Source organism: Cupriavidus sp. YR651 (assembly GCF_900101625.1).
GTDB lineage: Bacteria > Pseudomonadota > Gammaproteobacteria > Burkholderiales > Burkholderiaceae > Cupriavidus.
The window spans coordinates 420,586-434,941 of record NZ_FMYZ01000001.1 but is presented as its reverse complement, the minus strand read 5'-3'; the positions used below and the strand labels follow the sequence as shown (position 1 = coordinate 434,941).

The window sequence follows — 14,356 nt, the reverse complement described above, 5'->3', positions numbered from 1 at the left end:
AACGATGTCACAAAAGCAATCATTCTTTACTCACGAAACGCTCGAGAAGAACGTCGGCTGGCTGATCATCGCCACCATCCTGGTGGTAAGTATTGCTGGCCTGGTGCAGATTGTGCCCCTGTTCTTCCAACACTCCACGACGCAACCTGACAAGGGCATCACGCCGTATTCGCCGCTGCGATTGATGGGGCGCGATATCTATATTCGCGAGGGCTGCGTCGGATGCCATTCACAACAGGTGCGCACGCTGCAGGCGGAGACGGAACGCTATGGTCATTTCTCCACAGCTGGCGAGTCGGTGTACGACCATCCGTTCCTTTGGGGGTCGAAGCGAACGGGCCCGGATCTGGCACGTGTAGGTGGGCGCTACTCCGATGACTGGCAGCGCATTCACCTGCGCAACCCGCGTGACGTGGTGCCGGAATCCGTGATGCCGTCATACCCGTGGCTGGAGAAGGCAGCCCTGCCGACAGACTCGGTGCAGGCCAGGATGCGCGCACTGCAACGACTTGGTGTGCCTTACACCGACGACGAAATCACTCGCGCGCCAGAAGAGCTGGTCGGAAAGACCGAGGAGGATGCCATGGTGGCTTACCTGCAAGGTCTCGGCATCAACCGCCGCAATGTGCGTGTCGACTCGGCTGCCACCGTGGCGCCCGCAGCGTCCGCAGCGCCTACAGCGGGTGCGGCAGCGCCGGCCAAGGAGTGACGCCATGGCTATCGTTACCGCCATAGCCACCGTCGTCTCGATGCTTGCCTTCCTGGGCATTTGCTGGTGGGCCTGGTCGACTGGCCGACAGGCCGCCAACCAAGAGTCGGCCATGCTGCCATTTGCCTTGCCTGACGAGGCAACAATAAATCCAAGCCGGAACCCACAGTCATGAGTGATTTTTTTTCCGATTTCTGGAGTTACTACATCGCAGCCATCGCGCTCGTCGGCATCGTCTGGTGCGTGTGGTTGCTTTTCTCCCAACGCAAGATCACCAAGAGTGCCGGTGCGGCGGATGACACAGGCCACGTCTGGGACGGCGACCTGCGCGAACTCAACAATCCGCTGCCACGATGGTGGATGTGGATGTTCCTGTTGGCCTGTATCTTCAGCGTGGCATACCTGATCCTCTACCCTGGCCTTGGATCCTATGCGGGTGTGCTGGGCTCTTCCACACAGGGCGAACTGGCGGCGCATCGCCAGGCTGCGGAGAAGACGCAGCACGAGATCTACGCCCGCTACCTGAAGATGGATGTCAAGCAGGTGGCGGCCGATGCCGACGCCCGCGAGATCGGTCAGCGTCTGTTCCTGAACTACTGCGCGCAGTGCCATGGGTCTGACGCACGCGGCAGCCGCGGTTTTCCGAATCTGACCGATAACGATTGGCTCTACGGCGGCGACCCCGACACGATCCAGCAATCGATCACGAAGGGCCGCAACGGCATGATGCCGCCGTTCGCAGGTGCGATCGACGGCAAGCAGGCCGGCGACACCGCACAATACGTGCGGTCACTATCTGGCCTGTCCTACGATCCGATCCGAGCCTCCCGGGGCGAGAGCACGTTCAAGACGACCTGCGTGGCTTGCCATGGATCCGGTGGCAAGGGCAACCAGGCGCTAGGCGCGCCGAACCTCTCCGATGGTGTCTGGCTGTATGGCAGTTCGGAGGGTTCGATCGTTGATGCCATTCTCAAGGGCCACAACGGCCACATGCCCGCACATGAGGAAATCCTGACGCCGGAGCGGATCCGCATGCTGACGGCCTATGTCTGGGGGCTGTCGAACAACGGAGGGGCCGGCCAATGATCAACTGCCCCGGTGCCGGACGGCATGTCGTCCGCCGGGGCGTGAGGGCACAACGATGAACGCGCCCCCGAACGCCCCCCCAAAAACCTCGCTTGACGCTTCCGTGCCCAATCCGTCCAGGAGCGCTACGCCCGCAAGTGGTGCATCCTGGCGGCCGGCGCCTCAGCCACAGCTTGGCGAGACCTCCGATGAAACGCTATACGAGGTGCGGCGCAAGATCTATCCGCGCTCCGTGACCGGTGCATTTTCCAGTTGGCGCGTCTGGCTGGTCATCCTGACCCAACTGATCTACTACGGTACGCCGTGGCTTCAGTGGAATAGCCGGCAGGCTGTGCTGTTCGATCTCGGGGCCCGGAAGTTCTATATCTTCGGCCTGGTGATGTGGCCTCAGGATGTGATCTATCTCGCCGTCCTGCTGGTGATCTCGGCGCTTTCGCTGTTTCTCTTCACAGCCATTGCCGGGCGTTTGTTCTGCGGCTATGCGTGCCCGCAAACGGTCTACACGGAAATCTTCATGTGGATCGAGCGGCATGTGGAAGGCGACCGCATCGCACGTATCCGGCTCGATGGCGAACCATGGAGCCTGCGCAAGGTCCGGCTCAAGGCTATCAAGCACACACTGTGGATCCTGATTGCCTTGTGGACGGGCTTCACGTTCATCGGCTACTTCGCACCTATCCGTGAACTGGGGCGCGAGGTTCTCAACTTCACGCTGGGCCCCTGGCAGGCGTTCTGGATGCTGTTCTATGCGTTTGCCACTTGGGGCAACGCCGGATTCATGCGCGAACAGGTGTGCAAGTACATGTGCCCCTATGCGCGGTTTCAAAGCGTGATGGTGGATCGCGATACCTACGTCGTCACCTATGACGTGGGTCGTGGCGAGCCGCGCGGCAGCCGTTCGCGCAAGGCTGATCGGCACGAGGCGGGACTTGGCGATTGCGTCGGCTGCAGTATCTGTGTGCAGGTGTGTCCGACGGGCATCGACATCCGCGATGGTCTTCAGTATGAGTGCATCGGCTGCGGAGCGTGTATCGATGCCTGCAACCAAGTGATGGACAAAATGGAGTATCCGCGCGGACTGATCCGCTATACGTCGGAAAACGCCATGCGCAAGTCGCTGTCCACTACTGATGCACGCAAGAGACTGTTCCGGCCGCGGACCATCATCTACACGTTGATCTGGATGGTGATGGTGGCGGGCTTTGTGGGATCGTTGGCCATGCGCACGCCACTCAAGGTAGACATCATCCGGGACCGAGGTGCGCTTGGTCGTGAAGTGGAGGGCCGCTGGATCGAAAATGTGTACCGGCTGCAGATCATCAACACGACGGAAGCGCCGATGCGCATTCGTGTGCAGGCTGAAAGCGCAGACCTGAAGGGGCTGACCGTCGAGTACGACACCGCTGCGGAGTCGCTGGCGCCCACGTCGAACCGACTGCTGCCGATTCGCATCCGTGTGCCGATTGACGACGCGAAGCAGGGCACTCACAAGATCGACGTCACCGTGACCAGCGAGGGCGGTGAGCAAGGGGGAGCGCATATCCGGCAATCCACCAGTTTCATCGTGCCGCGGAACCTGTGACGTCGTGATCGTCGACAAGGAGATCTGAATGACACCCAAAGAAAGCAAGTCCTGGTGGAAAGAGCCGTGGCCTTGGTTCCTGATGTCCGGCCCGTTGCTGGCGATGATCGGCTGCGGTGTGACAATCTGGCTGGCGAGCACGCACGCGGATACTCCCGTCAGCGGGGCCGCGAGCCACGGGCTGGTAGTCGAAAAAGTCGATGGGCCACGCGTGCCTGCTGCCGTCCGTGCGGAAGCGTCGACTGGAGGGCGCCCATGAGATTGCGCTGGCTGATGTGGGTGCTATGGCCAGCGTTCCTGGTGGGCGGCGCGGCCACGGCAATGGTCTTCTCGGTTGTGGATCCCGGTGATCTCAGTTTTTTCGGGCAGCCCGTCGAAGTGTCACGCCTGGCGGTCTATACGGTGGGGTTTCTGCTGGCGTGGCTGTTTTGCGCGTTGTCGAGCGGACTGACGTTGTACACGATGCCGACCAAGCTGAGTGACACGGACGAACTGGAGTAGCGGCAGCGAGTTGGAGGACCACGAAAAAGGCCGCCCTGAAGGCGGCCTCTGGTCTGCGATACGAGGCTTAGCAGGAGCGGCTGTAGACTTGCTTGATACCTGCCATGTCGACGAGTTTGACGTGACGCTGGCGGATCTGGATCAGGCCGGCCTCCGCAAATCGAGAGAACAAGCGGCTGACGGTTTCGAGCTTGAGGCCCAGGTAGCTGCCGATTTCCTCACGGCTCATGCGCAGAACGAACTCGCTTGCCGAATAGCCTCGGGCTGACAGGCGTTCGGACAGATTAATGAGGAATGCCGCCAGCCGCTCTTCGGCCCGCATGGAACCGAGCGTGAGAAGCATGACCTGGTCCTGGGAGATTTCCTTGCTCATCAGCCGCAGGAACTGATGTTGCAGTGATGGCAGTTGGCCCGATAACGACTGCAGATCACCGAAGCGCACCACGCAGACTTCGGTATCTTCGAGCGCGGTGGCATCGGATGCGTGTTGCATCTCGCCGAGACCGTCCAGGCCAATAACCTCGCCGGGCAGATGGAACCCGGTGATCTGGGATCGTCCGTCTTCCATCGTGACGTGCGTTTTCAGCGTACCGAAACGAATGGCATAGACAGCGTTGAGCGGATCACCCATGCGATACAGCGTCTCACCTTTGTGTACGCGAATACGCTCCTGCACAAGCGAGTCCATTTTCGCGAGGTCTTGCTGAGACATCCCCACGGGCAGGCAAAGCTGGCCCATAGCACACGTGGAGCAACGGGGCGACATTTCAGTGACGGGGATGGAAGTAAGCAATTAAGGCTCGTTGTAAAGCGCAAGCGGTGAGGGCGCGATTCATACATTTTACAGCGTGATGTGACGCTGAAGCGAGGAACAGTTGCCATTTGGTGTGCTTTTTAGCGTTTTTGCCCTGGCCTTGCTGGGTGGCGTGCATTGCGCTGCCATGTGTGGCGGCATTGCAATGGCGGCGGAACAGCGTGGCTTCGCAAGCGTGCCTGCGGTTGTGCATCGAACGCCGCGTAGTTGGGTCTTCGAACTGCTTGTCATGCACGCGGGACGTCTCACGACGTACATGCTGCTTGGCGCGCTGATGGGCGCGGTGGGTGCAACGGCGTGGAAGCAGGAGTACCTGCCGCTGCAGCGATGGCTGTATGCGTTGGGAAGTGCCTTGCTGGTGCTGTCGGGGCTCTGGTTGTTGCGCGGCAAGGTGCCGCGTGCTGTCTGGGTCGAGAAGCTTGCTACAGGCGGGGCGCAATACATCACAAGACATTGCCGGGTTATTGGCGCGCACATGCCCGCGGGCTTGCGACGACGGCCCGGGCCGCTGGCGCGTCGCTACGGCATGGGGCTCGCGTGGGGGATCGTGCCATGCGGGATGGTCTATGGGGCACTCGCGTTGGCGCTTCTGGCCGGCAACGCCGCATCAGGGGCGCTGGTGATGGGCGCGTTCGGTCTGGGTACGTTGCCGAATCTGCTGGTTATCTCTGGGCTGTCGGGATATTTACGTCACTTGTCCCGCCGGCGCGCCGTAAGGGTGATTGCCGGGGTGATCGTGATGGCCTTTGGATTGCTCGGTATTGCGCGGGCGTTCTGGCTTCCGGATACGCTGAATCAGATCGGATTTTGCATGGTGCTCTGAGGCTACCTGAGGCTACCTCTTCGTGAAATCCGCCACGAACTCATGGCGCCTGCTCGGTGCGGGTTGCGGGGCGGGCTGGAAATGCCATACAATCGCGAGAACCACGGTATTGCGCTGCATTACGCTCGTGGCGTCGCCGGGGCGGCACTCCTGATCTGGGGTGCGAGTCCTGGGGTCCTCGGCGGCATGAATTGCCGGACCCGTCTCCACAGTTCATCCGGTTCAAAAGATCTGGTTCAAAAGGCCGGGCGGCGCTGTGGAGCGGTGGCGCTGGCTCAGGACGTAGCATGTCCGGGCCGATATCCGTTATTTTCTTGCCGCCTTGGCAATCTGGTTGTCCTGGCGAATGTCCGCCCAAGAGGGAGAAGGCGCGACGCAAGAGGTCCGTTGACCGGCGAAGCCTGCCTGAAACGGACGATCTCCAGCCGGACTGACCCGGCAACTCGATGCAATGAACGAAGTGCACGGCTCCGATGCGGTAAGCATGCGAGAGTTGGCTGCGCGATGAGATGGCGGTGGCATCCGTACCGCTGTATCCGAAATCTCCAGTGCTCAGGGATTCGTCCTGGGGCAGGTGCAAAGACAGGCTGCACGCAATCACATGAATACCCAAGAGGCGAAGATCGTCCTCGAGACCGCGCTGATCTGCGCGCAGGAACCTTTGCGCGTCAATGATCTGCGGCGCTTGTTTGCCGACGATGTCGGTGCCGATACCATCCGTGTCCTCCTGGAAGAGCTGCGCCAGGACTGGCAGCAGCGCGGCGTGGAACTGGTGGCTCTGGCTAGCGGCTGGCGCTTCCAGAGCCGGCCCGAAATGCGTGAGTTCCTGGATCGTCTGAATCCCGAGAAGCCGCCAAAGTATTCTCGCGCCGTGATGGAAACGCTGGCCATTATTGCTTATCGCCAGCCGGTGACGCGAGGCGATATCGAGGAAATCCGCGGCGTGACGGTGAGTACGGACGTCATCAAGAAGCTCGAGGATCGCAGCTGGATCGAGGTCATTGGGCACCGTGATGTGCCGGGCCGCCCGGCGCTCTATGCGACGACCAAGGCGTTCCTCGACGATCTGGGGTTGCGAACGCTCGATGAACTGCCGCCGCTCGAGGATGCCCAGGCACAGGTCCAGGCCGCATTGCTGGATCAGCAGGCCATCGATTTCGAGGAAGTCGCCACGGCCAATCCGCAGACTGGCGACGAAGAAGCGTTCGCCGAGGCGCTGGCGGGCGCCGCGCCGGGTTCTGATGCACCTGCTGCGGGCACGGCGGATCTAGCCGAGGTCGGCGTGGTCTCTGAATCCGCAGAGGCGCTCACCGGCGAGCCGGCTGAGCCAGGTGAATCCGCTGAGTCAGTCGAATCCGCTGAATTCACTGGGTCGGAAGAGGGGGCGCAGGTGACGATGGGCGTCAGCGGCCCCGGCGACGAACACAACCAGAACGACAACAGCGTTGCGCAGTTGCCCGCCGATGGCGAGCAAGACGACGACGCGCCGCTGGCGCAAGCCAACGGCTTCCACGTGGACACCTTGTCTTCCATGCAAGAAGACGACGATGGTTCAGTCCGGGACGGCAATGTACCGCATCCCACCGAGGACGACGAGCGCGTGTCCAACTGAACAACATGCAATATCAATAGTGAATACTTTGTCTGATTCCGCTGAGCAAGACGTCCGCCAACCGGACGGGCCGGGCGATACCGGCGCTGCCCCCGACGCGGGCAACGGTGCTGATGGCGCGCCGCGCCGCAAGGGGCTTCGTCGTGGCCTGCGCAATCTCGTTGCGTCGCGCCGCCAAGGCGCCCAGGACCGCGAGACGGGACGTGCCGAAACCGACGGCGCAGTGTCGGCGGAAGGTGGCGATACTCCCCAGCCTGCCGGCGCGTCCCAGGCCGCACGCGGTGAGCCGCGCGGTCGTGGCAAGCGCAAGCCGGCACCTGCCGTGGAGCGCGAAGTTCGTGCCGAAGGCGAGGCTGAAGTTGCTGGCGATGGACAGTCGGCCCAGCCGCAAGCTGCGCAGGGCGCCCGCAAGCGGCGGCAGCAGCCTCAGCGCAAGGCCGCGCTGGTCGATGGCGATAACAAGCCGGCGGGTCAGCAGCAAGGCAGGCGCAACAAGGGTGTCCAGGGCCAGCGCAAGGGCCAGCCGGGTGGCGGCAAGGGAATGGAGAAGCCCGAGAATCGCCAGGACGACAAGCCGATGGGCAAGGGCGCCAGCAAGGCTGCCGGCAAGCCCGCGGCGGGCGCCGAAGATCTGTTCCGCTTTGTGATTTCGGGGCAGTTCGACCAGGAAGACATGGCTCTGCCGCGCACCAAGGTCAAGCCGGTGCGTGAGCTGTCGGCCGACGACGATGCCCCCAAGCTGCATAAGGTGCTGGCGGAGGGCGGGCTGGGATCGCGCCGCGAGATGGAGGAGCTGATTCTTCAGGGCCGTGTCTCCGTGAACGGGTTGCCGGCTCACATCGGCCAGCGGATTCTGCCGACCGACCAGGTTCGCGTGAATGGCAAGCTGATCCATCGCAAGGTGTCTTCCAAGCCGCCGCGCGTGTTGCTGTACCACAAGCCTGCCGGCGAAATCGTCAGCCAGTCTGATCCGGAAGGCCGTCCGACCGTATTCGACAACCTGCCGCGAATCAAGACCGGAAAGTGGGTGGCCGTAGGCCGGTTGGATTTCAATACCGAGGGTTTGCTGATTTTCACGACGTCGGGCGATATCGCCAACCGTTTCATGCACCCGCGCTACGGCGTGGAGCGCGAGTATGCAGTGCGTACGCTTGGCGAGCTGGCCGAGGCGGATCGCCAGCGTTTGTTGCACGGCATTCAGCTCGATGATGGCGAAGCCAACTTCCTGCGGATCGCAGATGGTGGCGGTGAAGGCGTGAATCAGTGGTATCACGTGGCGCTGACCGAAGGCCGCAACCGCGAGGTGCGACGGATGTTCGAGGCGGTCGGCCTGACGGTGTCGCGCCTCATCCGTACGCGCTATGGTCAGTTCCTGCTGCCGCGCGGCCTGAAGCGCGGCCGTTGGCAGGAAATGGAAGCGACGGACGTACGCACGCTGATGGCCAGCATTGGCCTGAAGGCGCCGGGCAAGGGTGAGCAGGCTGCCCTCAAGGGTGCCACGAAAGTGGGTGGCCGGAAGCAGCGTACCGAGGCGGCGATCGCTGGCATGCCGATGCACACGGGCATGGATGGCCTGCCGCGCTTTGAGAAGGGCGGCGCGCGGGGTGGCAGTGGTGCCGGCCGCGGTCAGCCGGATCCGATGCAGACGTCGATGGGCTACATTCCGACGGGACCTGCACCGCTGACCTCACACACCACCAAGTTCGGCGGTGGCGGGGCAGGTGGGATGCGAGGTGGTGCTGGTGGTGCCGGTGGTGGACGTGGCGCTCGCGGCATGGGCGGTGCAGGCGGCCAGGGGCGTCAACAGCAGCGACGCGGCGGCGGTGGCGATGTCAACGGCAATGTGATGCCGAAGGCGGCAAAGGCCGGTGGCAACGCGGGCGGCAATGCTGGTAGCAACGCAGGTGGTAACCGGCGTCCGCGCGGTCGAGGCGGCAATCATGGCGGCGGTCACGGAGGCGGTCACGGAGGCCATCGCTGATTGCAAGGGTTGGGGCAATGCCGGCAAATGTCGGCGCAGCCCCGATCCGGCGCAGATCCCGACTGGCTTTTGCCTTTTGGACATAATCTGCGTATAATCTAAGTCTATTCAAAAGTGTCATCCTCGGCGAAGGATGGGCGAATGATGGGCATTGCGCCCATTTTTTTTTGGTTCGCTCGTTTGTTTCGCACCATCGCGGTGCGGGCCGTTAGGGGGTGACAGGCAGGCAGGGCAGCTCTTTCGTTTCAGAACGTTGTCGTTGTCCGGTGTCTGCCATGGTGTTGAACGCCACTATTCGGGATTACAGTGCATCTGGCAGATTTGATCGAAACCACCCTTATCGGCATGGGCTACGAGTTGGTTGAGCTTGAGCGTGCCCCAGCCGGACTTCTGCGTGTCTATATCGATCAGCCTGAAACCGGCATCGTCATTGAAGATTGCGAGAAAGTAAGCCGCCAGCTTACGCACGTGCTCACCGTCGAGAATGTCGACTATGAGCGCCTCGAGGTGTCGTCGCCCGGTCTGGATCGGCCGCTGAAGAAACTGGCCGACTACGTCCGTTTTGCCGGTGCCGAGGTCAGGGTCACGCTGCGTCTTCCTGTCAATGGCCAGAAGAATTTTGTCGGCATCCTCCGGGAACCCGTGGGCGAGGCCGATGCCGAGAAAATCGGCCTGGAATTCGAAGGCAAGGATGGCCCGGCGCTGCTGGAATTCGCCATATCCGACGTCGACAAGGCACGGCTCGTGCCGGTGATCGACTTCAAGGGAAATCAAAGAAAAGGGAACAAGCAATGAGCCGCGAAGTTCTGTTGCTCGTCGATGCGCTTGCGCGTGAAAAGAACGTCGACAAGGATGTGGTATTCGGTGCGCTCGAGGCGGCACTCGCCTCGGCGACCAAGAAGCGTTTCGAGGAGGACGTGGATATCCGCGTCGCGATCGACCGTGAATCCGGTGAGCACGAAACGTTCCGCCGCTGGCTTGTCGTCCCCGACGAACAAGGCCTGCAGGAGCCGGACAAGCAAATTCTGCTGTTCGAGGCCCGCGAGCAGGAACCGGAGATCCAGCTGGACGAATTCGTCGAAGAGCAGATCGAATCGGTTGAATTTGGACGTATTGGCGCGCAAGCTGCCAAGCAGGTGATTCTGCAGCGCATTCGCGACGCGGAGCGTGAGCAGATCCTGAACGACTACCTGGATCGTGGCGAGAAGGTCATGACCGGTACGGTCAAGCGCGCCGACAAGAAGGGCCTGATCGTGGAATCGGGTCGCGTGGAAGCGTTGCTGGCCCGCGATCAGATCATTCCGAAGGAAAATCTGCGCACCGGCGACCGTGTGCGTGCATATATCCTGAATGTGGACCGCGCCGCGCGTGGCCCGCAGATCGAACTGTCGCGTACGGCGCCCGAGTTCCTGATCAAGCTGTTCGAGAACGAAGTGCCGGAAATGGAACAGGGCCTGCTGGAGATCAAGGCGGCTGCCCGTGACCCAGGCGTGCGCGCGAAGATCGCCGTGGTGGCGCATGACAAGCGCATCGACCCGATCGGCACTTGCGTAGGCGTGCGCGGTACCCGCGTGACGGCGGTGCGCAACGAGATTGGCGGCGAAGCCGTGGATATCGTGTTGTGGTCGGAAGATCCGGCGCAGTTTGTGATCGGCGCACTGGCGCCGGCACAGGTGCAGTCGATCGTGGTCGACGAGGAAAAGCACAGCATGGATGTGGTGGTCGACGAGGAAAACCTCGCCGTCGCCATTGGTCGCAGCGGTCAGAATGTACGCCTGGCGTCGGAACTGACTGGCTGGCAGATCAACATCATGACGCAGGAAGAATCGGCGCAGAAGCAAGCCGAAGAAAGCGAAGTGGTACGGAAGCTGTTCATGGCCAAGCTGGACGTGGACGAAGAAGTGGCAGATATCCTCATCGAAGAGGGTTTCTCCACGCTGGAAGAAGTCGCCTATGTTCCTATCAGTGAAATGATGGAAATCGAGGCGTTCGATGAGGACACCGTCAACGAGCTGCGTAACCGCGCACGCGATGCGCTGCTGACGATGGAACTGGCCCGGGAAGAAAAGGTGGAAGAGGTGTCGCAGGACCTGCGCTCGCTCGACGGCCTGACCCCCGAGCTGATCGGCAAGCTGGCCGAAGGCAATATCCACACGCGTGACGACCTGGCCGAACTGGCCGTGGACGAACTGGTCGATCTGGCCGGCGTGACGGAAGAAGAAGCCAAGGCGCTGATCATGAAAGCACGGGAACATTGGTTTAACTGAGGGACACGCCCGGGCCCGGCCCGGACGCGCTTTCCGCATACGATTTGTCCCGACGTAGAAACCGAGCATTGAAAGGGTTTGAATGGCAAGCACAACAGTTGCCCAACTGGCCGCAGAACTGAGCCGCAGCGCAGCTGCCCTGCTGGAACAATTGCAGGCAGCTGGGGTGGGCAAGGCGACGCCTGAAGACATCATCACCGAATCGGACAAGACGAGGCTGCTCGACTACCTGAAGCGGTCGCATGGCCAGGCCGACGACAGCGCACGCAAGAAGATCACGCTGACCAAGCGCGAAACTTCGGAAATCCGCCAGGCCGATTCCACGGGCAAGACCCGTACCGTGCAGGTCGAGGTGCGCAAGAAGCGCGTCCTGATCAAGCGCGACGAAGCGGTGTCCGATACGCACGCCGATGGCGCGGAAACTCCGGAAGCGGCGGAAGCCGCCGCCGAGGAGGCGCGTCGCGACGAAGAACAACGCCGCCAGGAAGCCGAAGCGCTGGCGCGCCAGGAAGCCGAGCTGAAGGCCCGCCAGGAAGCGGCCGAACGCGAGGAAGCCGAGCGCCGCGCAAAGCAGGAAGCCCTGGAGGCCGAACAGCGCCGCCAGGCCGACTTGCTGGCCAAGAAGGCCGAGGAAGAGGCAGTTGCTGCGCGTGCCGTGGCTGAAGCTGCCGAGGAAGCCTCCCGCACGAAGGCCGAGGGCGACAAGGCTCGGCTGGCTGCCGAACGCGTACAGGTGCAAAAGGACGCCGACGACGCCAAGGCTGCCGCCGACAAGGCGCGTCTCGAGCAGGATGCGGCACGCCGCCGCCGCGAGGCTGCCGAAGCCGAAGCCCGAGCCATCCAGCAGATGCTGAATGCGCCGGCCCGCGTCCTGAAGGCACCGTCCGAGCGCAAGGCCGAGGAAAAGAAGGCTGAGCAGACCGGTACGCTGCACAAGCCGGTGAAGCCGGCTGGGACGACCACCGAGGCGAAGAAAGACGAGAAGAAGGTCGCTACCACGACGACCACCACGACCACTGTCGACAAGAAGACGGGCAAGGCTGCGAAGCCGGGTACGTGGCAGGACGAAGGCTCGCGCAACAAGAAGGGCAGCGGCCTGAAGACGCGCGGCGATTCGTCGGGCGGCGTGGGTGGCTGGCGCGGTGGCCCGCGTGGCCGCGGTGGCAAGCAGCATGCCGACGACGCACGCAGCAACTTCCAGGCGCCGACCGAACCGGTGGTGCGTGAAGTGCACGTGCCGGAAACCGTCTCTGTGGCCGACCTGGCGCACAAGATGGCCGTGAAGGCGTCCGAGGTCATCAAGCAGATGATGAAGCTCGGCCAGATGGTGACGATCAACCAGGTGCTGGACCAGGAAACCGCCATGATCGTGGTGGAAGAAATGGGCCACAAGGCGCATGCCGCCAAGCTGGACGATCCGGAAGCACTGTTGGTGGTGGACGGCGAAGATCATACCGACGCCGAACTGCTGCCGCGTCCGCCGGTAGTGACCGTGATGGGTCACGTCGACCACGGCAAGACCTCGCTGCTCGACTACATCCGCCGCACCAAGGTTGCAGCGGGCGAGGCGGGTGGCATTACGCAGCACATCGGCGCCTACCATGTGGAAACCGATCGCGGCGTGATTACCTTCCTGGATACCCCGGGTCACGAGGCCTTCACGGCCATGCGTGCCCGTGGCGCCAAGGCCACCGACATCGTGATCCTGGTGGTTGCGGCTGACGACGGCGTGATGCCGCAGACCAAGGAAGCAATTGCGCACGCCAAGGCTGCAGGCGTACCCATCGTGGTGGCGATCAACAAGATCGACAAGCCCGAAGCCAACGCGGACCGCGTGAAGCAGGAACTGGTGGCCGAGCAGGTGGTGCCGGAAGAATACGGTGGCGATTCGCCGTTCGTGCCGGTGTCCGCCAAGACGGGTATCGGTATCGAGGAACTGCTGGAGCAGGTTTCCCTGCAGGCCGAAGTGCTGGAACTGAAGGCTCCGGTGGATGCCCCGGCCAAGGGCCTGGTGGTGGAAGCTCAGCTCGACAAGGGCAAGGGCCCGATCGCCACGATCCTGGTGACCAGCGGCACGCTGAAGCGCGGCGACGTCGTGCTGGCAGGCAGCGCCTATGGTCGCGTGCGTGCCATGCTGGACGAAAACAGCAAGCCGGCGAAGGAAGCCGGTCCGTCGATCCCGGTGGAAATCCAGGGTCTGTCGGAAGTCCCCGCCGCTGGCGAGGAAGTGCTGGTGCTGCCGGACGAGCGCAAGGCGCGCGAAATCGCGTTGTTCCGCCAGGGCAAGTTCCGTGACGTGAAGCTGGCCAAGCAACAGGCCGCCAAGCTGGAAACGATGCTGGAGCAGATGAGCGAAGGCGAAGTGGCAACACTGCCGCTGATCGTCAAGGCCGACGTCCAGGGTTCGCAGGAAGCGCTGGTGCAGTCGCTGCAGAAGCTGTCGACCGCCGAAGTGCGCGTGCAGATCGTGCATGGCGGCGTGGGTGGCATCTCGGAATCGGACGTCAACCTGGCCACGGCCTCGAAGGCGGTCATCATCGGCTTCAACGTGCGGGCGGATGCCGGCGCGCGCAAGCTGGCCGAGCACAATGGCATCGATATCCGCTACTACAACATCATTTACGATGCGGTAGACGAGATCAAGGCGGCGATGTCCGGCATGCTGGCGCCGGAAAAGCGCGAGACCACGATCGGTCAGGTGGAAGTCCGACAGGTCTTCCGCGTGCCGAAGATCGGTGCGGTGGCTGGCTGTATGGTTACCGACGGCCTGGTCAAGCGGAACTCGCTGGTGCGCGTGCTGCGCAACAACGTGGTGGTGCACGACGGCGAACTCGACTCGCTCAAGCGTTTCAAGGACGACGTCAAGGAAGTCAAGCAAGGCTTCGAGTGCGGTCTGTCGATCAAGAACTTCAACGACGTTCAGGAAGGCGACCAGCTCGAGGTGTACGAAATCACCGAGGTGGCGCGTACGCTGTAAAGCG

Annotated in this window: 13 protein-coding genes; 12 read left to right on the top strand and 1 reads right to left on the bottom strand. The window is 62.4% G+C overall.

Going from position 1 to position 14,356, the window contains the following annotated elements:
* Positions 1–4 precede the first annotated feature (4 nt).
* The 6 genes from ccoO to BLR29_RS01880 are packed head-to-tail and all read left to right on the top strand — an operon-like array spanning position 5 to position 3,878.
* Positions 5–709, top strand: a complete 705-nt coding sequence (gene ccoO, locus BLR29_RS01905) for a cytochrome-c oxidase, cbb3-type subunit II (RefSeq protein WP_092134205.1) — start codon at positions 5–7, stop codon at positions 707–709.
* Between the two features lie 4 nt (positions 710–713).
* On the top strand, positions 714–884 hold the full coding sequence (locus BLR29_RS01900; RefSeq protein ID WP_092134203.1) for a cbb3-type cytochrome oxidase subunit 3: 171 nt from the start codon (positions 714–716) through the stop codon (positions 882–884).
* Positions 881–1,795 carry a cytochrome-c oxidase, cbb3-type subunit III gene (gene ccoP / locus BLR29_RS01895; protein WP_092134202.1) on the top strand — a complete coding sequence of 305 codons (915 nt, stop codon included), beginning with the start codon at positions 881–883 and terminating at the stop codon, positions 1,793–1,795. Before BLR29_RS01900 ends, ccoP begins: the two co-directional genes overlap by 4 nt.
* Before the next feature lie 55 nt (positions 1,796–1,850).
* On the top strand, positions 1,851–3,377 hold the full coding sequence (gene ccoG, locus BLR29_RS01890) for a cytochrome c oxidase accessory protein CcoG (RefSeq protein WP_092134200.1): 1,527 nt from the start codon (positions 1,851–1,853) through the stop codon (positions 3,375–3,377).
* Between the two features lie 28 nt (positions 3,378–3,405).
* Positions 3,406–3,636, top strand: a complete 231-nt coding sequence (locus tag BLR29_RS01885; protein WP_092134199.1) for a hypothetical protein — start codon at positions 3,406–3,408, stop codon at positions 3,634–3,636.
* Positions 3,633–3,878: a hypothetical protein gene (locus BLR29_RS01880; RefSeq protein ID WP_092134197.1), complete on the top strand. Its 246-nt coding sequence runs from the start codon at positions 3,633–3,635 to the stop codon at positions 3,876–3,878. Before BLR29_RS01885 ends, BLR29_RS01880 begins: the two co-directional genes overlap by 4 nt.
* Before the next feature lie 67 nt (positions 3,879–3,945).
* Here the strand turns inward: BLR29_RS01880 and fnr are convergent, their stop codons facing one another.
* Positions 3,946–4,671 carry a fumarate/nitrate reduction transcriptional regulator Fnr gene (gene fnr / locus BLR29_RS01875; RefSeq protein ID WP_092134196.1) on the bottom strand — a complete coding sequence of 242 codons (726 nt, stop codon included), beginning with the start codon at positions 4,669–4,671 and terminating at the stop codon, positions 3,946–3,948.
* A gap of 82 nt (positions 4,672–4,753) precedes the next feature.
* On the opposite strand from fnr, the gene BLR29_RS01870 reads away from it, so the two are divergent.
* The 6 genes from BLR29_RS01870 (at position 4,754) to infB (ending at position 14,352) form a co-directional block, all read left to right on the top strand.
* Positions 4,754–5,515: a sulfite exporter TauE/SafE family protein gene (locus tag BLR29_RS01870; RefSeq protein WP_092134194.1), complete on the top strand. Its 762-nt coding sequence runs from the start codon at positions 4,754–4,756 to the stop codon at positions 5,513–5,515.
* 601 nt (positions 5,516–6,116) lie between these two features.
* Positions 6,117–7,127 carry an SMC-Scp complex subunit ScpB gene (scpB, locus tag BLR29_RS01865; RefSeq protein ID WP_092134193.1) on the top strand — a complete coding sequence of 337 codons (1,011 nt, stop codon included), beginning with the start codon at positions 6,117–6,119 and terminating at the stop codon, positions 7,125–7,127.
* Positions 7,128–7,155: 28 nt separating this feature from the next.
* Entirely contained in the window at positions 7,156–9,108 is a 1,953-nt protein-coding gene (gene rluB / locus BLR29_RS01860) for a 23S rRNA pseudouridine(2605) synthase RluB (RefSeq protein ID WP_255371064.1), read from the top strand.
* Between the two features lie 306 nt (positions 9,109–9,414).
* Positions 9,415–9,903: a ribosome maturation factor RimP gene (gene rimP, locus BLR29_RS01855; protein ID WP_092134189.1), complete on the top strand. Its 489-nt coding sequence runs from the start codon at positions 9,415–9,417 to the stop codon at positions 9,901–9,903.
* Positions 9,900–11,375 carry a transcription termination factor NusA gene (gene nusA, locus BLR29_RS01850; RefSeq protein ID WP_092134187.1) on the top strand — a complete coding sequence of 492 codons (1,476 nt, stop codon included), beginning with the start codon at positions 9,900–9,902 and terminating at the stop codon, positions 11,373–11,375. The genes rimP and nusA overlap by 4 nt, the downstream gene beginning before the upstream one ends.
* A gap of 82 nt (positions 11,376–11,457) precedes the next feature.
* On the top strand, positions 11,458–14,352 hold the full coding sequence (infB, locus tag BLR29_RS01845) for a translation initiation factor IF-2 (RefSeq protein WP_092134185.1): 2,895 nt from the start codon (positions 11,458–11,460) through the stop codon (positions 14,350–14,352).
* Positions 14,353–14,356: the final 4 nt, after the last annotated feature.

Bases quoted from the DNA above. Each gene is read 5' to 3' on its own strand.
- ccoO (WP_092134205.1), top strand. From the start codon at position 5: ATGTCACAAAAGCAATCATTCTTTACTCACGAAACGCTCGAGAAGAAC.
- BLR29_RS01900 (WP_092134203.1), top strand. From the start codon at position 714: ATGGCTATCGTTACCGCCATAGCCACCGTCGTCTCGATGCTTGCCTTC.
- ccoP (WP_092134202.1), top strand. From the start codon at position 881: ATGAGTGATTTTTTTTCCGATTTCTGGAGTTACTACATCGCAGCCATC.
- ccoG (WP_092134200.1), top strand. From the start codon at position 1,851: ATGAACGCGCCCCCGAACGCCCCCCCAAAAACCTCGCTTGACGCTTCC.
- BLR29_RS01885 (WP_092134199.1), top strand. From the start codon at position 3,406: ATGACACCCAAAGAAAGCAAGTCCTGGTGGAAAGAGCCGTGGCCTTGG.
- BLR29_RS01880 (WP_092134197.1), top strand. From the start codon at position 3,633: ATGAGATTGCGCTGGCTGATGTGGGTGCTATGGCCAGCGTTCCTGGTG.
- scpB (WP_092134193.1), top strand. From the start codon at position 6,117: ATGAATACCCAAGAGGCGAAGATCGTCCTCGAGACCGCGCTGATCTGC.
- nusA (WP_092134187.1), top strand. From the start codon at position 9,900: ATGAGCCGCGAAGTTCTGTTGCTCGTCGATGCGCTTGCGCGTGAAAAG.
- infB (WP_092134185.1), top strand. From the start codon at position 11,458: ATGGCAAGCACAACAGTTGCCCAACTGGCCGCAGAACTGAGCCGCAGC.